Genomic DNA, 25,025 nt, shown 5'->3' with positions numbered 1-25,025 from the left:
GCGGTCAGACCTCCCGCCGCACCTCCACCACCCGGAAGCGGTTGGCGACGAACGCGCCGTCGGTGAGGGCCGCGTTGGCCGCCGGATTGCCGCCCGAGCCGTGGAAGTCGGAGAAGGCGGCCGTCTGGTTGACGTACACCCCGCCGGTGAGGTTCAGGGAGAGCTGGGCGGCCTCCTCCAGGCAGACCTCCTGGACGGCCCTCTCGACCTCCTCGTCGGTGGTGTACGCGCCCACCGTCATCGCGCCCTTCTCGCGGATCGTCCGGCGCAGCAGTTCCACCGCGTCCGACGCCGAGTCGACCGCGACGGCGAAGGAGACGGGCCCGAAGCACTCGTTCATGAAGGCGGCCTCGTCGTCGGCCCCCTCCCAGTACTTCCGCGCGCCGTCCAGCTTCACGATCACGGGCGTACGGACGACCGCTTCGGGGAAGTCCGGGTTGCTGATCTGCCGTGACGCGAGGGCGACTTCGCCCAGCCCCGCGGCCGCCTCCAGGCGGGCCTTCACGTCCGGGTTGACGATCGCGCCGAGCAGGGCGTTCGCGCGCGCGTCGTCGCCGAGGAGGCCGTCCACGGACCGGGCGAGGTCGGCGACCACCTCGTCGAAGGTCCGGGGGCCCTCGTCGGTGCGGATGCCGTCGCGGGGGATGAGCAGGTTCTGCGGGGTCGTGCACATCTGGCCGCTGTACAGCGACAGCGAGAAGGCCAGGTTGGAGAGCATCCCCTTGTAGTCGCCGGTGGACTCGACGAGGACCGTGTTGACGCCGGCCTTCTCCGTGTAGACCTGCGCCTGACGGGCGTTGGCCTCCAGCCAGTCGCCGAACGCCGTGGAGCCGGTGTAGTCGATGATCCGGATCTCCGGGCGGGTGGCCAGGGTCTTGGCGATGCCCTCGCCGGGCCGCTCGGCGGCCAGTGCCACCAGGTTCGGGTCGAAGCCGGCCTCGGCGAGCACCTGGCGGGCGACCTGCACGGTGAGCGCGAGTGGCAGCACCGCGCGCGGGTGGGGCTTGACCAGGACCGCGTTGCCGGTGGCCAGGGACGCGAACAGGCCCGGATAGCCGTTCCACGTCGGGAAGGTGTTGCAGCCGATCACCAGGGCGATGCCGCGCGGCACCGGCGTGAACCGCTTGGTGAGCGCGAGCGGGTCGCGCTTGCCCTGCGGTTTGGTCCACTCCGCGGTGTCGGGGGTGCGGACCTGCTCCACGTACGCGTACGCCACCGCCTCCAGGCCGCGGTCCTGCGCGTGCGGCCCGCCCGCCTGGAGCGCCATCATGAAGGCCTGGCCGCTGGTGTGCATGACCGCGTGCGCGAACTCGTGCGTCCGGTCGCTGATCCGCTTGAGGATCTCCAGGCAGACCACGGCACGCAGCTCCGCGCCCGCGTCCCGCCAGGCCCGCTGACCGGCCTGCATGGCGGGCAGCAGCACGTCCACGTCCGCGTGCGGGTACGTCACGCCCAGCTCGATGCCGTACGGGGAGACCTCCCCGCCCACCCAGTCGTCCGTGCCGGGCTGGCCGAGGTCGAGGCGGGTGTTCAGGACGGCGTCGAAGGCGGCCTTGCCCGCCGCCGCGTCCAGGCTGCCGTTCTCGCCGTAGGCCTTGGGGTGTTCGGGGTGCGGGGACCAGTACGCGCGCGTGCGGATCGCTTCGAGCGCCTGGTCGAGGGTGGGCCGGTGCTTGGCGATCAGCTCGTGGGCGGTTGATACGGCGGTTGATTCGGCGGCCATGCGGGACCAACTCCTCGTCTCAAGAACTCTTCGTCGAGCTCATGACCTGGCAGAAACATGGGCAGGAACAGCCAGTCAGAGTTAGAGTAACCGAACGATCGGTCGGGACAAGGGGGCCTGCCGCATCTGTGGAAAACCCCGTGCGGGAGGATCGCGCACATGACAGCACTCGACCTCAACAGCCCCGTGGCCGTCGTCGGCGCCGGCACCATGGGCCAGGGCATCGCCCAGGTCGCGCTGGCCGCGGGCCACTCCGTACGGCTGTACGACGCCGCCCCCGGACGCGCCCAGGAAGCGGCCGAAGCGATCGGCGCCCGCCTCGACCGGCTCGTCGAGAAGGACCGCCTCACCGCCGCCGACCGGGACGCGGCAGGCGCCCGGCTGCTCCCCGCGCGAGACCTCGCCGACCTCGCGGACTGCGCGCTGGTCGTCGAGGCCGTCGTCGAGCGGCTGGACGTCAAGCAGGAGCTGCTGCGCGACCTGGAGGGCATCGTCGACGACGACTGCCTGCTCGCCACCAACACCTCGTCCCTGTCGGTGACCGCGATCGGCGGCGCCCTGCGCAACCCCGGCCGCTTCGTGGGCCTGCACTTCTTCAACCCCGCGCCGCTGCTGCCGCTCGTGGAGGTCGTCTCCGGGTTCGCCACCGACGTCACCTCCGCCACGCGCGCGTACGAGACGGCCCGCGCCTGGGGCAAGACGCCGGTCGCCTGCGCGGACACTCCCGGCTTCATCGTCAACCGCATCGCGCGGCCCTTCTACGCCGAGGCCTTCGCGGTCTACGAGGCCCAGGGCGCCGACCCCGCCACCATCGACGCGATCCTGCGCGAGTCGGGGGGCTTCCGGATGGGCGCGTTCGAGCTGACCGACCTGATCGGGCAGGACGTCAACGAGTCCGTCACGCACTCCGTGTGGCAGTCCTTCTTCCAGGACGTGCGCTTCACCCCGTCGCTCGCCCAGCGCCGGCTGGTCGAGTCGGGCCGGCTCGGCCGCAAGAGCGGACAGGGCTGGTACGACTACCGCGACGACGCCGAGCGCGCCGAGCCGCACACCGCGGAGAAGACGCAGCCGCCGGCGTACGTGGTCGCCGAGGGCGACCTGGGCCCCGCCTCGGAGCTGCTCGCGCTGATCCGCGAGGCGGGCATCCAGGTGCGCGAGGAGGACGAGGACCACGGCACGCGCCTGGTGCTGCCCAGCGGCGGCCAGCTGGCGCTCGCCGACGGGCAGACCTCCGTGGAGTTCCGGGACGTCGTCTACTTCGACCTCGCCCTCGACTACCGCAGGGCCACCCGCATCGCCCTCTCGGCCTCCCAGGACACCGCCCCGGGGACCCTCGCCGAGGCCACCGGCCTCTTCCAGGCACTCGGCAAGGACGTCAGCGTCATAGGCGACGTGCCCGGCATGATCGTCGCCCGCACGGTGGCCCGGATCGTCGACCTGGCGCACGACGCCGTCGGCAAGGGCGTGGCCACCGAGGAGGACGTCGACACCGCGATGCGCCTCGGGGTCAACTACCCGCTCGGGCCCTTCGAATGGAGCCGCAGGCTCGGCCGCAACTGGGCGTACGCCCTCCTCGACGACCTGCACCTGCGCGACCCGTCCGGCCGCTACGCGCCGTCCCTCGCGCTGTACCGCCACGCGTACGCCACCGACAAGCGGGAGGGCACCCCATGACCACCGCCAAGCGCGACACGTACACGCCGGAGACCCTGCTGTCGGTCGCGGTGCAGGTCTTCATCGAGCGTGGCTACGACGGCACCTCCATGGAGCACCTGTCCAAGGCGGCCGGCATCTCCAAGTCGTCGATCTACCACCATGTCGCAGGCAAGGAGGAGCTGCTGCGGCGGGCCGTGAGCCGGGCGCTGGACGAGCTGTTCGGGATCCTCGACGAGGAGCACGCGCGCGTGGGGCGGGCCGTCGAGCGCCTGGAGTACGTCGTACGGCGCATGGTCGAGGTGCTGATATCCGACCTGCCCTACGTGACGCTGCTGCTGCGGGTGCGTGGCAACACCGGAACCGAGCGGTGGGCCCTGGAGCGGCGCCGCGACTTCGACCACCGGGTCGCCGACCTGCTGAAGGCGGCGGCCGCCGACGGGGACGTGCGCGCCGACGTGGAGGTGCGGCTCGCGACGCGGCTCGTCTTCGGGATGATCAACTCGGTCGTCGAATGGTACCGCCCGGGAGGCGGGGGGATAGCCGAGGACGACGTGGCCGACGCCGTGGTGCGGCTGGTCTTCGGAGGGCTGTGCAAGGCCGAGTGAGTCGCTCGGTCACTCACCCCTGAGGCTCCAGGTCCTCCTCCTCGAACACCAGCAGCGTGCGTGTGCTGAGCACCTCGGGGATCGCCTGGAGCCGGGTGAGCACCACTTCGCGCAGCGCCCTGTTGTCGGGCGTGTGCACCAGCAGCAGGACGTCGAAGTCACCGCCCACCAACGCGATGTGGGACGCCCCGGGCAGCTGTCTGAGCTGCTCGCGCACTGTGCGCCAGGAGTTCTGCACGATCTTCAGTGTGATGTACGCGGACGTGCCCTGGCCCGCGCGTTCATGGTCCACGCGGGCCCCGAAGCCACGGATGACGCCGTCCTCGACGAGGCGGTTGATCCGCGCGTAGGCGTTCGCGCGCGAGACGTGCACCCGCTCGGCGACCGTCCGTATCGACGCGCGGCCGTCGGCCTGGAGGATCTGGAGGATGTCCTGATCGATGGCGTCCAGCGGACGCGGCGGCGGCAGGGCGGTGCCGCCGTCCGGGCGTTCGGCCATTTGTTCAGGTGGCATGTCCCCCCGCCTCTCCGTCATGGACGTACTGCGTCCATCTCAAGTTGTGGAGAACCGTTTGTCCACAGCCTGAGGGCGCATGTAGCCAAAATGTGCCGACGACCGAACAATCGGTAGGTGAGGCGGGTCACAGCCGACACGTCTCCCGTAGCCACTCCCACGAGGAGGTGCCGTCATGACGGTGATGGAGCAGCGGGGCGGGTACCGGCCGGCGCCGCCGCCCGGCTGGCAGCCCCGGACCGACCCCGCGCCGCTGCTGCCGGACGCGGAGCCGTACCGCGTTCTCGGCACGCAGGCCGCCGCGAAGGCCGATCCGGACCTGCTGCGCCGGCTGTACGCGCACGTGGTGCGCGGCCGCCGCTACAACGCGCAGGCCACCGCCCTCACCAAGCAGGGCCGTCTCGCCGTCTACCCCTCCAGCACCGGTCAGGAGGCGAGCGAGGTCGCCGCCGCCCTCGCCCTGGAGGAGCGCGACTGGCTCTTCCCCAGCTACCGCGACACCCTCGCCGCCGTCGTACGCGGCGTGGACCCGGTCCAGGCGCTCACCCTGCTGCGCGGCGACCGGCACACCGGCTACGACCCCTACGAGCACCGCGTCGCGCCCCTGTGTACGCCGCTCGCCACCCAGCTGCCGCACGCCGTCGGCCTCGCGCACGCGGCCCGCCTCAAGGGCGACGACGTGGTCGCGCTCGCCATGGTCGGCGACGGCGGCACCAGCGAGGGCGACTTCCACGAGGCGCTGAACTTCGCCGCCGTCTGGCAGGCCCCGGTCGTCTTCCTCGTCCAGAACAACGGCTTCGCGATCTCCGTCCCGCTCGCCAAGCAGACCGCCGCGCCCTCCCTGGCCCACAAGGCCGTCGGGTACGGCATGCCGGGCCGCCTGGTCGACGGCAACGACGCGGCAGCGGTGCACGAGGTCCTCAGCGACGCCGTACGGCACGCGCGCGTGGGCGGCGGTCCCACGCTCGTCGAGGCGGTCACGTACCGCATCGACGCCCACACCAACGCCGACGACGCGACCCGCTACCGCGGCGCCGACGAGGTCGAGGCCTGGCGGGCGCACGACCCGGTCATGCTGCTGGAGCGCGAGCTGACCGAGCGCGGCCTGCTCGACGAGGACGGCATCCGGGCCGCGCGCGAGGAGGCCGAGGTGCTGGCCGCCGGCCTGCGCGAGCGGATGAACCAGGACCCGGTGCTCGACCCCATGGACCTCTTCGCCCACGTGTATGCCGAGCCCACCCAGCAACTGCGCGAGCAGCGGGCCCTGTTGCGGGCCGAGCTGGAGGCCGAGCGCGACGACCAGGAAGGTGCCCTGCGATGACCACGGTCGCCGTCAAGCCGGCCACCATGGCACAGGCCCTCACGCGCGCGCTCCGCGACGCCATGGCCGCCGACCCCACGGTGCACGTCATGGGCGAGGACGTCGGCACTCTCGGCGGCGTCTTCCGCGTCACCGACGGGCTCGCCAAGGAGTTCGGCGAGGACCGCTGCACGGACACCCCGCTGGCCGAGGCGGGCATCCTCGGCACCGCCGTCGGCATGGCGATGTACGGGCTGCGCCCGGTCGTCGAGATGCAGTTCGATGCCTTCGCCTACCCGGCGTTCGAGCAGCTCATCAGCCATGTCGCCCGCATGCGCAACCGCACCGGCGGGAAGATGCCGCTGCCGATCACCGTCCGCGTCCCCTACGGGGGCGGCATCGGCGGCGTCGAGCACCACAGCGACTCGTCCGAGGCGTACTACATGGCGACTCCGGGGCTCCATGTCGTCACGCCCGCGACCGTCGCCGACGCCTACGGGCTGCTGCGCGCGGCCATCGCCTCCGACGACCCGGTCGTCTTCCTCGAACCCAAGCGCCTGTACTGGTCGAAGGACTCCTGGAACCCGGAGCATCCGACGGACGTTGAACCGATAGGCCGCGCGGTGGTGCGGCGCTCTGGCCGGAGCGCCACACTCATCACGTACGGACCGTCGGTGCCCGTCTGCCTCGAAGCCGCCGAGGCCGCCCGGGCCGAGGGCTGGGACCTCGAAGTCGTCGACCTGCGCTCCCTGGTGCCGTTCGACGACGAGACGGTCTGCGCCTCGGTACGACGGACCGGGCGCGCGGTCGTCGTGCACGAGTCGGGCGGTTTCGGCGGCCCGGGCGGGGAGATCGCGGCCCGCGTCACGGAGCGCTGCTTCCACCACCTGGAGGCGCCGGTGCTGCGCGTGGCAGGGTTCGACATCCCGTACCCGCCGCCGATGCTGGAGCGCCACCACCTGCCCGGCGTGGACCGGATCCTGGACGCCGTGGCGCGTCTGCAGTGGGAGGTGGACAACTGATGGCACAGGTCCTGGAGTTCAGGCTCCCCGACCTCGGCGAGGGGCTCACCGAGGCGCAGATCGTGCGCTGGCTGGTGCAGGTCGGGGACGTCGTCGCCATCGACGAGCCGGTCGTCGAGGTCGAGACGGCCAAGGCGATGGTCGAGGTGCCCTGCCCCTACGGCGGCGTGGTCACCGCCCGCTTTGGTGAGGAGGGCACGGAACTGCCCGTCGGGGCACCGCTGCTGACGGTCGCGGTCGGCGAACCGGCCACGCCCGACGAGGACACGGGGTCCGGCAACGTCCTGGTCGGATACGGGACGGGGACGGCTCCGGCGCGGCGCCGCAGGGTGCCGCCTTCGGCCGGGCCGGTGCCTTCCGAGAGCACGGTGACCTCCAGGAGCGCGGCCGACGTGCGCGTGGCCGCGTCGCCCGTGGCCGAGTCGTCCGCCGAAGGGCCCGTCCCCGTGATCTCGCCCCTCGTGCGCCGGCTCGCCCGCGAGAACGGGCTGGACCTGCGGGAGCTGACGGGCTCCGGACCCGACGGGCTGATCCTGCGGGCGGACGTCGAGTACGCGCTGCGGGCCGCCACCGCACAAGGACGGCCGGCCGAGCCGCACGTGCGGCCGACGCCGGCGCGGACCACGCCCCCCGAGCCGCACGCCCCCGCGACCGCCCTCGGCGGCACCCGTGTCCCCCTCAAGGGCATCCGAGGCGCCGTCGCCGACAAGCTGTCCCGGAGCCGTCGCGAGATCCCGGACGCGACGTGCTGGGTGGACGCCGACGCGACCGAGCTCATGCGGGCCCGCACCGCGATGAACGCGGCCGGGGGCCCGAAGATCTCCCTCCTCGCCCTGCTGGCCCGTATCTGCACGGCCGCCCTCGCCCGCTACCCGGAGCTCAACTCCACCGTCGACTTGGAGGCCAGGGAGGTCGTCCGGCTCGACTCCGTGCACCTCGGGTTCGCCGCGCAGACCGAGCGGGGGCTCGTCGTGCCCGTCGTACGGGACGCGCACGCGCGGGACGCCGAGGCGCTCAGCGCGGAGTTCGCCCGGCTGACCGAGGCGGCCCGTACGGGAACCCTCACCCCCGGGGAACTCACCGGCGGCACCTTCACGTTGAACAACTACGGGGTGTTCGGCGTCGACGGCTCCACGCCGATCATCAACCACCCCGAGGCGGCCATGCTCGGCGTCGGCCGTATCGTCCCCAAGCCCTGGGTGCACGAGGGCGAGCTGGCCGTGCGACAGGTCGTCCAGCTCTCGCTCACCTTCGACCACCGGGTGTGCGACGGCGGCACGGCGGGCGGTTTCCTGCGGTACGTGGCGGACTGCGTGGAACAACCGGCCGTGCTCCTGCGCAACCTGTGATCACGGCGGTGCCCACACGTTCCCTGTGATCAGGCCGGGCCGCATACTCGGGGGGTGACCGCCTACGAGCCCCTCGGTGCACCCGGTGCCGCTGCCGACAGCGCGCCGGGCACGGCCGAGACCGTGTACGGCACCGCCTACGACGCCATCGTGCTCGCCGGCGGGGCCGCCCGGCGGCTTGGCGGGGCGGACAAGCCCGGCGTGCGCGTGGGCGGACGCCCCCTGATCGACCGGGTGCTGGCCGCGTGCGCCCAGGCCCGCACCACCACGGTCGTCGCCGACCCCCGGCCCACCGCGCGGCCCGTGACCTGGGCGCGCGAGGAGCCGCCCGGCGGCGGACCGGTGGCCGCGCTCGACGCGGGCCTTCGGCACACCACCGCCGAGCAGGTCGTCGTACTCTCCGCCGACCTCCCCTTCCTCGGCGAGCCGACCGTACGGCGGCTGCTGGCCGCCCTGCGTGCGAGCGGCGCGGAGGGCGTGCTGCTCACCGACGCCGACGGCCGGGACCAGCCGCTCGTGGCCGCGTACCGGGCGCCCGCGCTGCGCCGGGAACTGGCGGCACTCACCCTTGAGCACGGGGACCTCACCGGCCTGCCCCTGCGCCGGCTGACCGCCGGGCTCGACCTCACTCGCGTCCCCGACCCCGTCGCGTCCTTCGACTGCGACACCTGGGACGACATCGCCACCGCCCGGGCACGCATCAGGGAGCATGGACACGTGTTGGATGAATGGATTTCCGCAGTCAAGGACGAGCTGGGCATCGACCTCGACGTCGACACCGGCGTGCTGCTCGACCTCGCCCGCGACGCCGCCCACGGCGTAGCCCGGCCCGCGGCCCCGCTGACCACCTTCCTCGTCGGCTACGCGGCCGCGCGGGCCGGCGGCGGCCCCGAGGCGGTGGCCGAGGCATCCCGCAAGGCCGTGGCCCTCGCGCTCCGCTGGGCGGACGAGGACAGCGGCGCGGCCGAGCCGGACGCCAAGCCGGGCACCGCGCAGAACGCCAAGCCGGACGCCGAACCCGAGGCCGAACCCGACCCGAGCCCGGACGCCGGATGACCGCCCCCGGCATCCGGGCCGGCGGAAACACCGGGAACGCCGAGGACGCAGAGAACCTCGACGTCGAGGAGGTGCTCGCGCTCGTGAACGACGGCAACCGCCGCATCCCGGGCAGCCAGGGACCCGCGCCCACCGCGCAGCGCGGGGCCCACGGTGCCTCGCGCAAGCCGGACGCCCACCACAGGTCGACCCCCTGGCCCGAGGCCCGTGCGATCGCCGAACGCGCGGGCCGTGCCGCCGCGCGAAGCGCCCACCGCACCCCGGTCTCCGTCCCCCTCGACGCCTCCCTCGGCCTCACCCTGGCCGCTCCCCTCGCCGCCCTCACCGACCTGCCCTCCTTCGACACCTCCGCGATGGACGGTTGGGCGGTCGCGGGTCCCGGCCCCTGGGACGTACGCGACGAGGGCGTCCTCGCCGGCCACGCCCAGCCCGAGCCCCTCACCGACGGCGAGGCCGTCCGTATCGCCACCGGGGCCCGTATCCCGGCGGACACCACCGCGGTCCTGCGCAGCGAGCACGGCCGCACGGACGACAAGGGCCGTTTGCACGCCACCCGCGAGGTTCAGCACGGCCAGGACATCCGCCCCCGCGGTCAGGAGTGCCGCTCCGGCGACCAACTCCTCGCCGTCGGCACCCTGGTGACGCCCGCCGTCCTCGGTCTCGCCGCGGCCGCCGGGTACGACACGCTCACCGCCGTCCCCCGCCCCCGCGTCGACGTACTCGTTCTCGGCGACGAACTGCTCACCGAGGGCCTGCCGCACGACGGTCTGATCCGGGACGCGCTCGGCCCGATGCTGCCGCCCTGGCTGCGCGCCCTCGGCGCCGAGGTCACGGTCGTCCGTCGGCTCAGTGACGACGCCAAGGCACTGCACAAGGCCGTCACGACCTCCGACGCCGACCTGATCGTCACCACCGGCGGCACCGCCGCGGGCCCCGTCGACCACGTGCACCCCACGCTGAGCCGGATCGGCGCCGAGCTCCTGGTCGACGGCGTCAAGGTACGCCCGGGCCACCCCATGCTGCTGGCCCGTACCAAGGACCACCAGCACCTCGTGGGCCTGCCCGGCAACCCCCTCGCCGCCGTCTCCGGCCTGCTCACGCTCGCCGAGCCGCTGCTGCGGACGCTCGGGGCACGCCCTGCCCCCGAGCCGTACACGCTGCCGCTCCAGGAGGCCGCGCCCGGGCATCCGTACGACACCCGGCTCATCCCCGTGGTCCTGCGCGGGGACCGTGCCATGCCGCTGCACTACAACGGTCCGGCCATGCTGCGTGGGATCGCCGCGGCCGATGCCCTCGCCGTCGTACCACCGGGTGGTGCTCGGCCGGGGCAGGAGGCCGAACTCCTCGACCTGCCCTGGGCGACCGCGGGAATCGGGGTGTGTTTCACGTGAAACTTCCGGGCCATGACGCGATCGCCCGCCAAGCGGACGAACATCTCGTGACCCATCGGGTGCAACTCCCGAAGAAAGTGGTGGAGCACCCGTTCCGGCAGGTCGCCCAGCGGCTGTCCCTGGCCTTGTTCCTGCTCGTCGCGACCGCGCTGATCGTCTATGCCGACCACGGTGGTTACCACGACAACTCCGACGGTTCCGTCGACTTCCTCGACGCCTGCTACTACGCGACCGTCACCCTCTCGACCACCGGTTACGGCGACATCACCCCGGTCAGTGACACCGCCCGGCTCACCAACATCTTCGTCATCACGCCCCTGCGCGTGCTGTTCCTGATCGTCCTCGTCGGCACCACCCTTGAGGTCCTCACCGAACGCACCCGCGAGGAATGGCGGCTCAACCGCTGGAGGTCCACGTTGCGCGACCACACCGTCGTCGTCGGCTTCGGCACGAAGGGACGCTCGGCGATCCAGACCGTCTGTGCGGCGGGGTTGAAGAAGGAGCAGGTCGTGGTGGTCGACCCCAGCGGCAAGGTGATCGACGCCGCGACCGCCGAGGGCTATGCGGGAGTCGTCGGCGACGCGACGCGCAGCGACGTGCTGAAGCAGGCCGAGGTGCAGCGGGCGAAGCGGATCATCATCGCGACCCAGCGCGACGACACGGCCGTCCTCGTCACGCTGACGGCCCGGCAGCTCAACCGCGGCGCGAAGATCGTGGCCGCGGTGCGCGAGGAGGAGAACGCGCCGCTGCTCAAGCAGTCCGGCGCCGACGCGGTCATCACCAGCGCCAGCGCGGCCGGCCGACTGCTGGGCCTGTCCGTGCTCAGCCCCGCGGCCGGCATGGTGATGGAGAACCTGATCCAGCAGGGCAGCGGGCTCGACATCATCGAACGGCCCGTCATCAAGGCCGAGGTGGGCAAGAAGCCGCGGGAGACGGAGGACCTGGTGGTGAGCGTCGTACGCGGGCACCGGGTGCTCGGCTACGACGATCCGGCCGTCGGAACGCTGGAGTTGACGGACCGGTTGATCACGATCGTACGGGTGACACCGGGCACCCAGATCGCACCGGACGCCCGCCCGCTGCCGCAGGACTGAGGCCGCGCCGCTCTCGGTCGGCCGGGTACTGGCCGGCCTGGACGAAGGCATGCAGCTCGTCGGCCGACCCGGACAGGGCGGCCTTCGCCGCCGCCTGCACCTCGGGTCCGCCGGCGACCACGTATCAGCCCGACTCGGGCGGCCTCTCGGCCGCCGATGGCCGCTTCGGCTACGCGGCGCGCCGGCCGGCCCCCACGGGACCCACCCCGTTGACCGAGCAGAAGTCCCCGGAGGACCGACACGGTCCTTCGGGGGCTTCTCTCCCGTTGGCGCTCCGCGTCAGGAGTAGCGTCGGGCGCATGTATGCGATCACGATTCCCGAACCTGGCGGACCCGAGGCGCTGGTGTGGGCCGAGGTCCCCGACCCGGTGCCCGGCGAGGGCGAGGTCCTGGTCGAGGTGGTGGCCAGCGCCGTCAACCGCGCCGACATCCTGCAACGGCAGGGCTTCTACAACCCGCCGCCGGGCGCTTCGCCGTACCCCGGCCTGGAGTGCTCCGGCCGGGTCGCCGCGCTCGGCACCGGCGTCTCCGGCTGGAAGGTCGGCGACGAGGTGTGCGCGCTGCTCGCGGGCGGCGGTTACGCCGAGAAGGTCGTCGTCCCGGTCGGTCAGCTGTTGCCCGTACCCGAGGGCGTCGACCTCAGGCAGGCCGCGGCGCTGCCCGAGGTGGTCTGCACGGTCTGGTCGAACGTCTTCATGATCGCCCACCTCCGCCCTGGCGAGACGCTGCTCGTGCACGGCGGCTCCAGCGGCATCGGCACGATGGCGATCCAGCTCGCCAAGGCCGTCGGTGCCAGGGTCGCCGTCACCGCGGGCACCAAGGAGAAGCTGGAGAAGTGTGCGGAGCTCGGCGCGGACGTCCTGATCAACTACCGGGAGCAGGACTTCGTCGCCGAGGTCGAGCAGGCCACGGGCGGGGCGGGCGCCGACGTCATCCTCGACAACATGGGCGCCAAGTACCTGGACCGCAACGTCCGGACCCTCGCCGTCAACGGCCGCCTCGCGATCATCGGTATGCAGGGCGGCGTCAAGAGCGAGCTGAACATCGCCACGCTCCTCAACAAGCGTGCCGCGATCAGCGCGACCTCGCTGCGGGCCCGCCCGCTGTCCGAGAAGACGGCCATTGTCGCGGCCGTACGCGAACATGTCTGGCCGTTGATCGACACAGGTCGCGTACGCCCCGCCGTCGACCGCGAACTCCCCATGAACGAAGCGTCCGCCGCACACCAGATCGTGGAGGAGAGCGGCCACATCGGAAAGGTACTGCTGATCGTTCCCGAGAATCTGACCTAGCACCGACCTGGAACTCAGAACCTGACCTAACCGCGCCGCAGCCGTAGTCCCACGAAGGCGAGGCCGAAGCCGAGGCCGATCAGGACCAGTCCGCTGCCGAGGGGCAGGATCTGAAGTTCAGGTTCGGCGGAGCGGTCGGGTTGCGCGGCGGTCTGCTGGCCGGGCTCGCTCGGGGGAGTGGCGGGCGCCAGACCGGCCTGTCCGGGCGACTCGGTGGCCTGGCCGGCCGCCGAGGCGTCCGGGCCGACGGTGGCGCTCCCGCTGTCCTCACCCTCGTCCGTGCCGTCCGGATACGCCGAGTCCTCGCCCCCGTCCTCGTCCTCCCCCTCGACCTGCGCCGCCGTCTCCTCCGGCCGCCCGGGCCGCTGCCGCCCCTCACCTGCCACGCTTCCGGCCCGGTCCGGTTCGGCGGCCGAAGCGGATGACGAGGCGGAGGCAGATGCAGAGGCAGATGCGGAGGTGGAGGCGGACACCGAGGCGGAGGCGGACGCGGACGTGGATGCCGAGCGGTCGGGGGCGGCGGCGGGGTCGGGGTCGGGCGCGATTTCGTACGACGCAACGGACGGGGCAACGGCCCCGTACGCCGACCCGGTCCCGCAGGCGAAGGTCCCGGACAGCCCCAGCACCCCGCACACGCCCACCGTGCGCAACACGTACCGCCATGGAGTCACGTCGGTGACCCCCTCCCAGTACCCAGTCGTCAGGTTGCCAAGATCGAGGCAATCAGCGTCACACGGGGGGACGATCCCGGCATTCCGGGTTCCGCCGAGGGAGGGAGGTGATGAGGTGTACCGGTGCGAGAGAATGACGGCATGGAGATGCCGAGGAACGAAAGGTCGCCGGAGAACGCCCAGAGAATCCTGGTCGTGGGCCAGGACGGCATGGCACTCGGTGGCATGGACGCGGACGACGACTCCCGTGAGATCCCGGTGACGGAGATGGTGGAGCAGCCCGCCAAGGTCATGCGGATCGGCAGCATGATCAAGCAGCTGCTCGAGGAGGTGCGCGCGGCTCCCCTGGACGAGGCGAGCCGGGTCCGGCTGAAGGAGATCCACGCGAGCTCGGTGAAGGAGCTGGAGGACGGTCTGGCCCCGGAGCTGGTCGAGGAGCTGGAGCGGCTGTCCCTGCCGTTCGCGGACGAGGCGACCCCGAGCGACGCGGAACTGCGCATCGCGCAGGCCCAGCTGGTCGGCTGGCTCGAGGGTCTCTTCCACGGGATCCAGACCACGCTGTTCGCCCAGCAGATGGCGGCTCGCGCCCAGCTGGAGCAGATGCGTCGCGCCCTCCCGCCGGGCGTCGGCCACGAGGGCCCCGAGGACCCGCGCGCGGGCGGCCGCTCGGGCGGTCCGTACCTCTGATCACACCCGCACCAGTAGGGCCCGGCGGTCGTCCGCCGGGCCCATCGCTGCGTTCCCTACACCGAATCCGACGTCCCAGATCGCACAGCCACGCTGACCCGGATGGCCCAGGGCGCCGCAAGCCCGGAAGCCGACCATTACACGATCGAGCTAAAACGACCTCAGGCACGCTCCTCAACAAGCAGTTGCCAGCCCCTACGGCTGACGGCGGCCCATGTCCCCTTCCCCGGTCACCGAGTGAGATTTCCCCCGGTCACTGAGTGGGATTGCCCGTCGACCTCGACCTCGTCCTCGCCGGTGTCGAAGACGGAGACGATATTGGTGTGGGTGAGCTTGGCCACGGTCTGGGCCTCGCGGTGGAAGCGCTCGCGGAAGGTCTGTTCCCGGCCCAGTTCGGTGTGCAGGGTCTTGACCGCGACCTGGCGGTCGAGCACGGCGTCGTAGGCCAGGTGCACCGAGGCCATGCCGCCCTGGCCGAGCAGCTGACAGCGGCCGCCGGCGAGCGCCCGCCCCGCGGACCGGCCGTACGCGCCGTCCTGGCTCATGTTTCCCTGTCCCCCGTAGCCGTCAGGCGCCCTGGCCGGCGTTGATCGAATGTCTCATTCCAGGCCAGTCTGCCCGAGGGCACTGACACGTCAAGCTCGGTGCCCGTTCCGTGACCGTAAGCGAAAGAAGCGTCGCGCAAGCGTTACAGGTGCCGCATCGCCGGTACACGGAATTTGCACGACAGCGCGTGTTGCGGCTTTGATGGCCGGTCCGTCTCGGTCCGGCCGCGGGGGCTGACCCGGGTCGGAGGCTTGCGCTGAGGCTGTAGCGTGGCCGACGGAGACCGTAACAACACCGCGCGCACCGCGGGCAGAAACGACGGCGAGGACTGATGGCACAGCAGCAGCGCGCTCAGGGCCCGTCCGACCCCGAGGCGACTGGCGGCGGAATGTCAGATGCGCCGGAATTGTGGGGTAACGGCGGACTTGTTGGGGATGGCCGGTACCGGCTGACCCACAGACTTGGCCGGGGCGGCATGGCGGAGGTGTTCGCGGCCGAGGACGTGCGCCTCGGCCGCACCGTCGCGGTCAAGCTGCTGCGCGCCGACCTCGCCGAGGACCCCGTCTCCAAGGCCCGCTTCACGCGTGAGGCCCAGTCGGTGGCCGGCCTGAACCACCACGCGATCGTCGCCGTGTACGACTCCGGCGAGGACTTCGTGGGCGGCCAGTCGGTGCCGTACATCGTGATGGAGCTGGTCGAGGGCCGCACCATCCGCGACCTGCTGCTCAACGCCGAGGCGCCCGGGCCGGAGCAGGCTCTGATCATCGTCTCCGGTGTCCTGGAGGCGCTCGCCTACTCGCACCAGCACGGCATCGTGCACCGAGACATCAAGCCGGCGAACGTGATCATCACCCACACCGGCGCGGTGAAGGTGATGGACTTCGGCATCGCGCGCGCCCTGCACGGCGCGCAGTCGACGATGACCCAGACCGGCATGGTCATGGGCACCCCGCAGTACCTGTCCCCGGAGCAGGCGCTGGGCAAGGCCGTCGACCACCGCTCCGACCTGTACGCGACGGGCTGTCTGCTGTACGAACTCCTCGCGCTGCGGCCCCCGTTCACCGGCGAGACCCCGCTGTCGGTGGTCTACCAGCACGTCCAGGACATCCCGACGCCGCCGTCCGAGGCCGCCGAGGGCTGCCCGCCGGAGCTCGACGGGCTCGTCATGCGTTCGCTCGCCAAGGATCCCGACGACCGGTTCCAGACGGCCGAGGAGATGCGCGGGCTGGTCCAGTACGGCCTTCAGATGCTGTACGACCAGGGCGGCCACACCGGCACCTGGAACACCGGCCCGGTGCAGACGCGCGACGGCCGGCACACCCCGTCGGCGGGCTTCGCGAGCACGACCGTACTGCCGCATCCCGGCGACGGCTCCGGCACCACGCAGATCCCGCAGCCGATCCTGCCTGCCGGGTACGGCGGCGGTGACGACGGCGGTTTCGAGGGGCACGGCAACCGGGGCAGCGGCCGCGGCAAGCTGTGGATCCTCGCCGTCCTCGCGGTGATCGCCATCGCGGCGGGCGTCGCTCTGGCGCTGAACGGCGGCGGCGGCGGCGGCGGCGACGGCACCACGCAGTCGCCGACCACCTCGCAGACCAGCACGGACGACAAGTCCAGCGAGAGCCCGAGCGACGAGGCCACCGACGAGCCCACGGACACGGCGACGGACAACAGCGATCAGGGCACCGGGTCGGACTACACGCCGTCGTACACGCCCTCGTACACGCCGTCCGAGACCGCCTCCACCCAGCCGTCGTACGAGCCGAGCGACGACCCCACCACCGACGACCCGTCGGACGAGCCGTCGGACACGGCGTCGGAGCCGGCCACGCCGACCGACCCGGCCGACGGCGGTACGGACGGCGGCAGCACCACGGACGGAGTGACGGGCGGCACCCTCTGACGAACCGTCGGCCGAGCCGACGTCACCGACACGCGCGCGTGGACCCGTTGACCGGGCACCACGCGCGCGTGGCGTTTCACCGTCCGGGCGGGGCGGCCGGGCCTCACCCCGCGAACGCCTCGCACACCGCGTCGTACTCCCGCGTCCACCACACCACGAGCGCCGAGGCCGCGGGGAACTGGGGATCCGCGCGGGTGTCGCCGCGTTCGTAGTGCCAGCGCAGCATCCAGAAGTCGTTCAGGCGCTCCCACCACACGCGGTGCACGGCCGCGGCCAGCTCCGAGGGCGTGGCCCCGGCCGCCCGCCGGTACGCGTGCGCGTACGCCCGCACCTTCGGCAGGTCGAGGGCGCCGACGGGGCGTACGAAGAAGATCGCGGCGGCGCGTACGGCCTCCTCCGCGCGGGGCTGCACACCCAGGCGGTCCCAGTCGACGATCGCGGCCGGGGCGTCGCCCTTGTAGAGCAGGTTGAACGGGTGGAAGTCCCCGTGCACCCAGCCCACCGAGGCCCCGCGCGGGGGCCGCCGGTCCGTGTGCCGCTCCAGGAGGGCGCGGCGCTCGAGCAGCCGGTGCCGGGCCAGTTCGTCGAAGGAGTCGGCGGGGCGGTGCCGGCGTACCCGGGCGAGCAGGTCGTCGATGAGGGCGAACGTGGAGTCCGGATCGGCGCTCTCCACGGGGTGGGGGCTCGTGGCGGGGCGGGTGCGTCCCTTCGGCGGCATCACGCGCTCCAGACAGGCGTGCACGGCGCCCAGGAGTGCCCCGAGCCGCGCGCACTGACCGGTGGTGAGCTGGCCGCCGTGGCGGTGGCGGCCGTCGATCCACGGATGCAGGGCGTAGGCGTGGCCGCCGACGACGGCGACGGTGCGCCCGTCACGGCCGGTCAGCGGAGGGGCCACCGGGACGCCGAGGTCGGCCAGGCGCTGGGTGGCCCGGTGCCGGCGTTCGATCGCGGCGGGGTCGGCGGTGTCGGGGTCGAAGTGGTGCTTCAGGAAGTAGCGGCCGCGGGTGGTGCACAGGCGGTAGCCGCGGTTCAGCAGCCCCTGGTCGACGGGCTCACAGGCGAGAGCGGACCCGGCGGCGTACTGGCGGAGGAGGGCGCTCAACGGGGGCGCATGGGGCACGGGGGGTGGTACACATGGGCGCGGCACGCGGCAGATGCTAGGGCACCGGACAGGCCTGTGAGCTGGGCGTTGTCACACTAAGTCGTGGGCAGTCGCTTCTGGTCACATAGTGTGCTCGAACTGGCGCGGAGGGCCGTTGTCGGTGATGTGCACCGTCACCGACCGGGGGGTCACGCACAGGTGGACCGGCTCGTACGGCTCGCCGTCCACGCGGCTCGGCGCGGGGCCGAAGACCCAAATCGGATAGTCCCGGAAGAGTGAGTCCCTGAAGGGCGACCCGCGCGGCTCACTGCTTCTCGGCCTGTATGCGAGCCACGTAGGCGGCCGCCTGGGAGCGCCGCTGCATTCCGAGTTTGGAAAGCAGACCCGACACGTAATTCTTGATCGTCTTTTCGGCGAGGTGCAGCCGCTCGCCGATCTGGCGGTTGGTGAGGCCCTCGCCGATCAGGTCGAGGATCCTGCGCTCCTGCTCGGTGAGGTGGGCGAGCCTGTCCTCGCCCTTGGCGTCGTCCCCCTTGCGCAGCCGCTCCAGGACGCGGGCGGTGGTCACCGGGTCGAGCAGCGACTTTCCGGCGGCGACGTCCCGGACCGCGGTCAGCAGTTCATTGCCCCGGATGGCCTTCAGGACATATCCGGAGGCGCCCGCCATGATCGCGTCGAAGAGGGCCTCGTCGTCCGCGAACGAGGTCAGCATGAGGCAGGCGACGGAGTCGTCCCGCGACCGGATCTCCCGGCACACCTCCACACCGCTGCCGTCCGGCAGCCTTACGTCGAGCACCGCCACGTCGGGCCGGATGGCCGGAATCCGCACCAGCGCCTCGGCCGCCGTGCCGGCCTCGCCGACCACCTCGATGTCGTCCTCGACCGACAGCATCTCGTGGACGCCCCGACGGACGACCTCATGGTCGTCGAGGAGAAAGACCCGAATTCGTCCCTCTTTGCGCACCTGGTCAGTTTCACACACGAACTCTTCCCGTGACATGGCCGGGCGGGATAACGTGCCGTTGCTCCGGCCTCCTGCAAGGCTGTGACCAGCGACCTTCCCGTCCTTTCCGATTTACTTGGAAATCCAAGCAAAATCGCAGGTCAGGAGGGGTTTCACAGAAATGTGGAGCACTGGGTAACGTGACTGTTGCAGGGCGCTCGCCGGGGCACCTGTCACGCCTGTTCCGGCCGAGTGGCACCCACCCCGTGCCTGGGTACCGGAACAGGTGAGCCGCACTGGCCTACCGGCAACCCCGGGGGCCGGACCGACGGAGGAGCACACGTGACCGTGGAGAGCACTGCCGCGCGCAAGCCGCGACGCAGCGCCGGTACCAAGCGCACCAGCGCCAGCAAGTCACCGGGCACATCGGGTGCAGGGCCCGAACTCGTCCAGCTGCTGACGCCCGAGGGCAAGCGCGTCAAGAACGCTGAGAACGCTGCCTACGACAAGTACGTCGCCGACGTGACGCCCGAAGAGCTGCGCGGTCTGTACCGCGACATGGTGCTCACCCGCCGCTTCGACGCCGAGGCCACCTCCCTGCAGCGCCAGGGCGAGCTGGGCCTGTGGGCCTCGCTGCTCGGCCAGGAGGCCGCCCAGATCGGCTCCGGCCGGGCCCTGCGCGACGACGACTACGTCTTCCCGACCTACCGCGAGCACGGCGTCGCCTGGTGCCGCGGGGTCGACCCGACCAATCTGCTCGGCATGTTCCGTGGCGTGAACAATGGTGGCTGGGACCCGAACAGCAACAACTTCCACCTCTACACGATCGTCATCGGCGCCCAGACGCTGCACGCCACGGGCTACGCGATGGGCGTGGCCAAGGACGGCGCGGACAGCGCGGTGATCGCGTACTTCGGCGACGGCGCCTCCAGCCAGGGCGACGTCGCGGAGTCCTTCACCTTCTCCGCGGTCTACAACGCCCCGGTGGTGTTCTTCTGCCAGAACAATCAGTGGGCGATCTCAGAGCCGACCGAGAAGCAGACCCGGGTGCCGCTCTACCAGCGCGCACAGGGCTACGGCTTCCCGGGCGTACGCGTCGACGGCAACGACGTCCTGGCCTGCCTGGCCGTCACCAAGTGGGCGCTGGAGCGGGCCCGCAACGGCGAGGGCCCGACGCTGGTCGAGGCGTACACCTACCGCATGGGCGCGCACACCACCTCCGACGACCCGACCAAGTACCGGGCCGACGAGGAGCGCGAGGCGTGGGAGGCGAAGGACCCGATCCTGCGTCTGCGCGCGTACCTCGAGTCCTCAAACCACACGGACGAGGGATTCTTCGCGGAACTCGAAGCGGAGAGTGAGGCGTTGGGCAGACGAGTGCGCGAAGCGGTCCGCGCCATGCCGGACCCGGACCACTTCGCCATCTTCGAGAACGCGTACGCGGACGGGCACGCGCTCGTCGACGAGGAGCGGGCCCAGTTCGCGGCCTACCAGGCGTCGTTCGCGACTGAGTCCGAAAGCGGCTTCGCCGCGGGTGAGGGGGGCAACTGACATGGCGGAGACCGTGACATCCAAAAGCATGGCGATCGCCAAGGCGATCAACGAGTCGCTGCGCCGCGCCCTGGACTCCGACCCGAAGGTCCTCGTCATGGGTGAGGACGTCGGCAAGCTCGGCGGCGTCTTCCGTGTGACGGACGGACTGCAGAAGGACTTCGGCGAGAGCCGCGTCATCGACACCCCGCTCGCGGAGTCCGGCATCGTCGGCACGGCGATCGGCCTCGCCCTGCGCGGCTACCGCCCGGTGGTGGAGATCCAGTTCGACGGTTTCGTCTTCCCGGCGTACGACCAGATCGTCACGCAGCTCGCGAAGATGCACGCCCGCTCGCTGGGCAAGATCAAACTCCCGGTCGTCGTACGGATCCCCTACGGCGGCGGCATCGGCGCGGTCGAGCATCACTCCGAGTCCCCCGAGTCGCTGTTCGCGCACGTGTCGGGCCTGAAGGTCGTCTCCCCGTCGAACGCCGGCGACGCCTACTGGATGATGCAGCAGGCCATCCAGAGCGACGACCCGGTGATCTTCTTCGAGCCCAAGCGGCGCTACTGGGACAAGGGCGAGGTCAACACCGAGGCGATCCCCGGCCCGCTGCACAAGGCACGCGTGGCCCGCGAGGGCACCGACCTCACCCTCGTCGCCTACGGCCCGATGGTGAAGCTCTGCCACGAGGTCGCCGACGCGGCCGCCGAGGAGGGCAAGTCGCTGGAGGTCCTGGACCTGCGCTCGATCTCCCCGCTGGACTTCGACTCGATCCAGAAGTCGGTGGAGAAGACCCGCCGTCTGGTCGTCGTCCACGAGGCGCCGGTGTTCTTCGGCTCGGGCGCGGAGATCGCCGCCCGGATCACGGAGCGCTGCTTCTACCACCTGGAGGCCCCGGTGCTCAGGGTCGGCGGCTACCACGCCCCGTATCCGCCGGCGCGCCTGGAGGAGGAGTACCTGCCGGGCCTGGACCGGGTACTCGACGCCGTCGACCGTGCCCTGGCGTACTGAGGAGAGGGTCGTGACGACGATGACCGAAGCGTCCGTACGCGAGTTCAAGATGCCCGACGTGGGCGAGGGACTCACCGAGGCCGAGATCCTCAAGTGGTATGTCCAGCCCGGCGACACGGTGACGGACGGCCAGGTGGTGTGCGAGGTCGAGACCGCCAAGGCGGCCGTCGAACTCCCCATTCCCTACGACGGAGTGGTCCGCGAGCTGCGCTTTCCCGAGGGCACCACGGTGGACGTGGGCACGCCGATCATCGCGGTGGACGTGGCGGGCGGGGCGCCGCCCGCCGAGGCCCCGGCCGCTCCTCCCGCCGAGCCGCAGCAGGAGGAGCCGAAGCCCCAGGGCCGCCAGCCGGTCCTCGTCGGCTACGGCGTGGCCGAGTCCTCCACCAAGCGCCGCCCCCGCAAGGGCCTGGAGGCCCCGGAGGCCCCGGTCCAGGAGGCCTCGGCGGCGGTCCAGAGCGAACTGAACGGCCATGGCAGCCCGGCCGCCACCGTCGAGCAGCGTCCGCTGGCGAAGCCTCCGGTGCGCAAGCTGGCGAAGGACCTGGGAGTGGACCTGGCGCGGGTGGTTCCGTCCGGCCCGGACGGCATCATCACGCGTGAGGACGTGTACGCGGCGGCGGCTCCCGCCCAGCCGGCCCCCGCTACCGCCCCCGTCACCGCCCCCGAGCCCGTGGCTCCGGCGGCTCCGGCGGCTGTGGTTCAGGTTCCGGCGCCGGTCGCGACGTACGACGGTGCCCGCGAGACCCGTATCCCGGTCAAGGGTGTCCGCAAGGCCATCGCCCAGGCCATGATCGGCTCGGCGTTCACCGCGCCGCACGTCACGGAGTTCGTGACGGTCGACGTGACCCGCACGCTGAAGCTCGTCGAGGAGCTGAAGCAGGACAAGGAGATGCAGGGTCTGCGGGTGAACCCGCTCCTGCTGATCGCCAAGGCCCTGCTGGTGGCCATCAGGCGCAACCCGGACGTCAACGCCTCCTGGGACGAGGCCAACCAGGAGATCGTCCAGAAGCACTACGTCAACCTGGGCATCGCGGCCGCGACCCCGCGCGGTCTGATCGTGCCGAACATCAAGGACGCGCACGCCAAGACGCTGCCGCAGCTGGCCGAGGCGCTGGGCGAGCTGGTGTCGACGGCGCGCGAGGGCAGGACCTCGCCGGCGGCGATGCAGGGCGGGACGGTGACCATCACCAACGTCGGTGTCTTCGGCGTCGACACGGGCACGCCGATCCTCAACCCGGGCGAGTCCGCGATCCTCGCCGTCGGTGCGATCAAGCTCCAGCCATGGGTCCACAAGGGCAAGGTGAAGCCCCGTCAGGTCACCACGCTGGCGCTGAGCTTCGACCACCGGCTGGTGGACGGAGAGCTCGGCTCCAAGGTGCTGGCGGATGTGGCGGCGATCCTCGAGCAGCCCAAGAAGTTGATTACCTGGGCGTGAGGGCCGCCGCGACTGGATAGGGTCAAGGCAGAGGGGCCGGCCGCAACTTCGTCTTGCGACCGACCCCTCTCTCTTCGTAGTCCGGGTCAGGGACGGTTGAGCACGTAGATCGGCGTCCCATCCCCGCTGCCGCCCTGGGATTGGATGCAGGCGTGCTTGCGCAGCATGCGCAGGCATTCGTTGACCCGGTGCACCGAGAGCCCCGTACGGGCCGCGATGGAGTCGAGCGGCTGACGCAGCTCACCCTTCTCGAGCAGGACCGGGACGATCACCACCGCCACCGCCCAGACGTCCGACGTCACGGACAGCCGCTGTCGCCAGTCGGCCAGTACGGACTCCGTGGTCGGGTTCGCGGAGAAGTCGGTGGTGGGCGCCGGACGGTCGAGGCCCAGGACGTCGAGCCGGTTCGCGATGCGCTCCATGGCCAGGGCGATGGTTTGCTGCGCTGCGAGGGTTTCGCGCTGCATTTCCACCATGGTCCGCTGCATCTCGACCATGGTCTGCTGCATTTCCACCGTGCTCCGCTGCAAGGCGAGCGATTCGTGCTGAGCGACAGCGAGTTGTTCGTCCGCCTGAAGGTTGCGCTCTTCGAGCCGGACGATGGCCTCGGCAACCTGCTCCGGCATGGCGTACGCGATGGGAGCGCCCGGCTCGGCGGGCTGCACCTCGGCCTTGTCGAGCGTGTAGGACCCCTCCACTGTTTGAAGGGGGCGCAGGCGGGCTTGGTGCAGCCGTTGACGAGGAGGATCAGGCCTTGGAGATCGAGAAGTTGCAAGTCTCGTCGCCACTCCCTACCTGCGGGAATGCTGAGACCGTAACTTCCAGTCACTGTCTCAAGACTTTCTCGATGCTCCTCTGGTACATGGTCGAGGAGCGCCTTCCGGGGCGTCGTGTACCCCAACTTCTTGCAGACGTCCACCGCCGGGAACCAGTGGCTTCCGTCTGGTGTTGTTCGCCCGCGTCGGGCCGCTTGCTGGGTTCGTTCATGTGAACCACCTCCGCTGCGGAACGTAGGGCGGAGAAAATCGAATATGCCAGTCAGCGCAATGATGTTCATCATTGCGAGTGAATCGAACGGGAAAGCAGTGAAGGGGACCTGCCGCTTTCGCGGGAGGTCCCCTTCACGATCACGCCGAGCGTGTCAGCCGAGCTTCGCGAAGCCGTAGTTGAGGAGCTTCGTCGCGTCCGTGGCGCGCTGCGTCGCGTTCGTGTCGGCGAGAACCGTGCCGATGACGGTCTTGCCGTTGCGGGTCGCGGCGAAGACGAGGCAGTACTTCGCCTCGGTGCCGGAGCCGGTCTTCACGCCGATGGCGCCGCTGTAGCTGCTGAGCAGCGTGTTCGTGTTGGTCCACGCCGACATGGTGCGGGTGCTGCCGGTCTTGGTGACCGTCTTCGCCGTGTACTTCTTGGTCTTGACGACCGTACGGAACGTGGAGTTCTTCATCGCGCTGCTGGCGAGCTTCGTCAGGTCCTTCGCCGTCGAGTAGTTGGCGCCGTTGCCGATGCCGTCGAACGAGTCGAAGTGTGTGTTCGTCAGGCCGAGGCTCTTCGCGGTGGTGTTCATCTTGCCGATGAACGACTTCACGCGCGCGGCCCGCGTCGAGCCGCTGCCGTACTTGTCGGCCAGCGCGTACGCGGCGTCGCAACCGGACGGCAGCATCAGCCCGTACAGCAGCTGGCGGACGGTGACCTTGTCGCCGACGATCAGGTGGGCGGACGAGGCGCCCTTCGAAACGATGTAGTCGCTGTACGCCTTCTGGATGGTGACCTTGGCGTCCAGGTTGAGGTTGGTCTGTGCGAGCACGACCTTCGCGGTCATGATCTTCGTGGTGGAGCCGGTGGACAGCTTGGTGTCCATGCCCTTGCCGTAGAGCTTCGCGCCGTTCGCGTTGTTCATCACGTAGCCGGTCTTGGCCACGATCGAGGGCGTGGTGACCGCCTGCGCGGGTGCCGCGGTGAGGGCTCCGGTGGCCAGCACGGCGCCGGTGGTGACGGCGACGGCGGCGGCACGACGGAAGCGGATGCCCTGAATGCCCTTTATCAAGTGAGGTACCCCGAATACGTTGAATGGCCCTGACATGCGGCCGAGTTGCAGGGGAAAAGTGGGTGGGGCCGCAAGTGTGTGACACGTAAGTAGCACACATAGTTGTGCTGTTGCTGGGGGGACTTCTCGATGGAGTGAAGGACG

21 protein-coding genes and 2 pseudogenes are annotated in these 25,025 nt (G+C 71.1%); 14 read left to right on the top strand and 9 right to left on the bottom strand.

Features of this window, described 5'->3' with window-relative positions; all coding sequences use genetic code 11:
• Positions 1-4 precede the first annotated feature (4 nt).
• Positions 5-1,723 (bottom strand): phenylacetic acid degradation protein PaaN, encoded by a 1,719-nt coding sequence (gene paaN / locus ABT114_RS05835; protein WP_351138996.1) that lies wholly within the window; start codon positions 1,721-1,723, stop codon positions 5-7.
• A 159-nt stretch (positions 1,724-1,882) separates the two neighbouring features.
• Here paaN and ABT114_RS05830 point away from each other — a divergent pair, with 159 nt between their 5' ends.
• Both ABT114_RS05830 and ABT114_RS05825 read left to right on the top strand, forming a co-directional pair.
• Complete coding sequence (locus tag ABT114_RS05830) at positions 1,883-3,397, top strand: 3-hydroxyacyl-CoA dehydrogenase (protein ID WP_351138994.1); 1,515 nt, start codon at positions 1,883-1,885, stop codon at positions 3,395-3,397.
• Entirely contained in the window at positions 3,394-3,984 is a 591-nt protein-coding gene (locus tag ABT114_RS05825) for a TetR/AcrR family transcriptional regulator (protein WP_351138992.1), read from the top strand. The genes ABT114_RS05830 and ABT114_RS05825 overlap by 4 nt, the downstream gene beginning before the upstream one ends.
• Before the next feature lie 13 nt (positions 3,985-3,997).
• On the opposite strand, the gene ABT114_RS05820 is transcribed toward ABT114_RS05825, so the two are convergent.
• Complete coding sequence (locus ABT114_RS05820; protein WP_351139519.1) at positions 3,998-4,483, bottom strand: Lrp/AsnC family transcriptional regulator; 486 nt, start codon at positions 4,481-4,483, stop codon at positions 3,998-4,000.
• A 190-nt stretch (positions 4,484-4,673) separates the two neighbouring features.
• Between ABT114_RS05820 and pdhA (ABT114_RS05815) the strand changes: the two genes are divergently transcribed.
• From pdhA (ABT114_RS05815) to ABT114_RS05790, 6 genes are read left to right on the top strand one after another with little or no spacing between them, the layout of a single operon-like run.
• A complete protein-coding gene (gene pdhA, locus ABT114_RS05815; RefSeq protein ID WP_351138990.1) occupies positions 4,674-5,819 on the top strand; it encodes a pyruvate dehydrogenase (acetyl-transferring) E1 component subunit alpha in 1,146 nt (381 codons plus the stop codon).
• Positions 5,816-6,820 carry an alpha-ketoacid dehydrogenase subunit beta gene (locus ABT114_RS05810; protein WP_351138988.1) on the top strand — a complete coding sequence of 335 codons (1,005 nt, stop codon included), beginning with the start codon at positions 5,816-5,818 and terminating at the stop codon, positions 6,818-6,820. The genes pdhA (ABT114_RS05815) and ABT114_RS05810 overlap by 4 nt, the downstream gene beginning before the upstream one ends.
• Positions 6,820-8,169 (top strand): dihydrolipoamide acetyltransferase family protein, encoded by a 1,350-nt coding sequence (locus ABT114_RS05805; RefSeq protein ID WP_351138986.1) that lies wholly within the window; start codon positions 6,820-6,822, stop codon positions 8,167-8,169. The genes ABT114_RS05810 and ABT114_RS05805 overlap by 1 nt, the downstream gene beginning before the upstream one ends.
• 54 nt (positions 8,170-8,223) lie before the next feature.
• The gene (locus tag ABT114_RS05800) at positions 8,224-9,225 is read left to right on the top strand and encodes an NTP transferase domain-containing protein (RefSeq protein WP_502987626.1); all 1,002 of its coding nucleotides are present in this window, start codon (positions 8,224-8,226) and stop codon (positions 9,223-9,225) included.
• Complete coding sequence (locus ABT114_RS05795; RefSeq protein ID WP_351138984.1) at positions 9,222-10,616, top strand: molybdopterin molybdotransferase MoeA; 1,395 nt, start codon at positions 9,222-9,224, stop codon at positions 10,614-10,616. The genes ABT114_RS05800 and ABT114_RS05795 overlap by 4 nt, the downstream gene beginning before the upstream one ends.
• Entirely contained in the window at positions 10,613-11,710 is a 1,098-nt protein-coding gene (locus ABT114_RS05790) for a potassium channel family protein (protein ID WP_351138982.1), read from the top strand. Before ABT114_RS05795 ends, ABT114_RS05790 begins: the two co-directional genes overlap by 4 nt.
• Here ABT114_RS05790 and ABT114_RS05785 read toward each other — a convergent pair.
• The gene (locus ABT114_RS05785) at positions 11,643-11,831 is read right to left on the bottom strand and encodes an ALF repeat-containing protein (RefSeq protein ID WP_351138980.1); all 189 of its coding nucleotides are present in this window, start codon (positions 11,829-11,831) and stop codon (positions 11,643-11,645) included. The two genes, ABT114_RS05790 and ABT114_RS05785, sit on opposite strands and share 68 nt — an antisense overlap.
• 178 nt (positions 11,832-12,009) lie before the next feature.
• On the opposite strand from ABT114_RS05785, the gene ABT114_RS05780 reads away from it, so the two are divergent.
• Positions 12,010-13,002 (top strand): NAD(P)H-quinone oxidoreductase, encoded by a 993-nt coding sequence (locus tag ABT114_RS05780; RefSeq protein ID WP_351138978.1) that lies wholly within the window; start codon positions 12,010-12,012, stop codon positions 13,000-13,002.
• Positions 13,003-13,028: 26 nt separating this feature from the next.
• Here the strand turns inward: ABT114_RS05780 and ABT114_RS05775 are convergent, their stop codons facing one another.
• Positions 13,029-13,673 (bottom strand): hypothetical protein, encoded by a 645-nt coding sequence (locus ABT114_RS05775; protein WP_351138976.1) that lies wholly within the window; start codon positions 13,671-13,673, stop codon positions 13,029-13,031.
• 141 nt (positions 13,674-13,814) lie between these two features.
• Here ABT114_RS05775 and ABT114_RS05770 point away from each other — a divergent pair, with 141 nt between their 5' ends.
• A complete protein-coding gene (locus tag ABT114_RS05770) occupies positions 13,815-14,360 on the top strand; it encodes a bacterial proteasome activator family protein (RefSeq protein ID WP_351139514.1) in 546 nt (181 codons plus the stop codon).
• 278 nt (positions 14,361-14,638) lie between these two features.
• Here the strand turns inward: ABT114_RS05770 and ABT114_RS05765 are convergent.
• A pseudogene (locus tag ABT114_RS05765) lies at positions 14,639-14,905 on the bottom strand (protein kinase domain-containing protein); the annotation flags it as partial.
• Positions 14,906-15,237: 332 nt separating this feature from the next.
• On the opposite strand from ABT114_RS05765, the gene ABT114_RS05760 reads away from it, so the two are divergent.
• A complete protein-coding gene (locus tag ABT114_RS05760) occupies positions 15,238-16,809 on the top strand; it encodes a protein kinase domain-containing protein (protein ID WP_351138974.1) in 1,572 nt (523 codons plus the stop codon).
• Between the two features lie 103 nt (positions 16,810-16,912).
• Here ABT114_RS05760 and ABT114_RS05755 read toward each other — a convergent pair whose 3' ends face one another.
• Positions 16,913-17,929, bottom strand: a complete 1,017-nt coding sequence (locus ABT114_RS05755) for a phosphotransferase (RefSeq protein ID WP_351138972.1) — start codon at positions 17,927-17,929, stop codon at positions 16,913-16,915.
• Positions 17,930-18,215: 286 nt separating this feature from the next.
• Positions 18,216-18,875 carry a response regulator gene (locus tag ABT114_RS05750; RefSeq protein ID WP_351138970.1) on the bottom strand — a complete coding sequence of 220 codons (660 nt, stop codon included), beginning with the start codon at positions 18,873-18,875 and terminating at the stop codon, positions 18,216-18,218.
• A gap of 321 nt (positions 18,876-19,196) precedes the next feature.
• On the opposite strand from ABT114_RS05750, the gene pdhA (ABT114_RS05745) reads away from it, so the two are divergent.
• From pdhA (ABT114_RS05745) to ABT114_RS05735, 3 genes are read left to right on the top strand one after another with little or no spacing between them, the layout of a single operon-like run.
• The gene (gene pdhA, locus ABT114_RS05745; protein ID WP_351138968.1) at positions 19,197-20,405 is read left to right on the top strand and encodes a pyruvate dehydrogenase (acetyl-transferring) E1 component subunit alpha; all 1,209 of its coding nucleotides are present in this window, start codon (positions 19,197-19,199) and stop codon (positions 20,403-20,405) included.
• A gap of 1 nt (position 20,406) precedes the next feature.
• Positions 20,407-21,399 carry an alpha-ketoacid dehydrogenase subunit beta gene (locus ABT114_RS05740; protein ID WP_351138966.1) on the top strand — a complete coding sequence of 331 codons (993 nt, stop codon included), beginning with the start codon at positions 20,407-20,409 and terminating at the stop codon, positions 21,397-21,399.
• Positions 21,400-21,409: 10 nt separating this feature from the next.
• Entirely contained in the window at positions 21,410-22,837 is a 1,428-nt protein-coding gene (locus ABT114_RS05735; RefSeq protein WP_351138964.1) for a dihydrolipoamide acetyltransferase family protein, read from the top strand.
• A gap of 86 nt (positions 22,838-22,923) precedes the next feature.
• Here ABT114_RS05735 and ABT114_RS05730 read toward each other — a convergent pair.
• Positions 22,924-23,798, bottom strand: a pseudogene (locus tag ABT114_RS05730) (BRO family protein); the annotation flags it as partial.
• Positions 23,799-23,978: 180 nt separating this feature from the next.
• Entirely contained in the window at positions 23,979-24,881 is a 903-nt protein-coding gene (locus ABT114_RS05725) for a D-alanyl-D-alanine carboxypeptidase family protein (protein ID WP_351138962.1), read from the bottom strand.
• Positions 24,882-25,025 lie beyond the last annotated feature (144 nt).

The organism is Streptomyces sp. NPDC002088, from assembly GCF_040296605.1.
In the GTDB taxonomy this organism is placed as follows: Bacteria; Actinomycetota; Actinomycetes; order Streptomycetales; family Streptomycetaceae; genus Streptomyces.
This window is presented reverse-complemented; position numbering and strand designations above follow the sequence as displayed.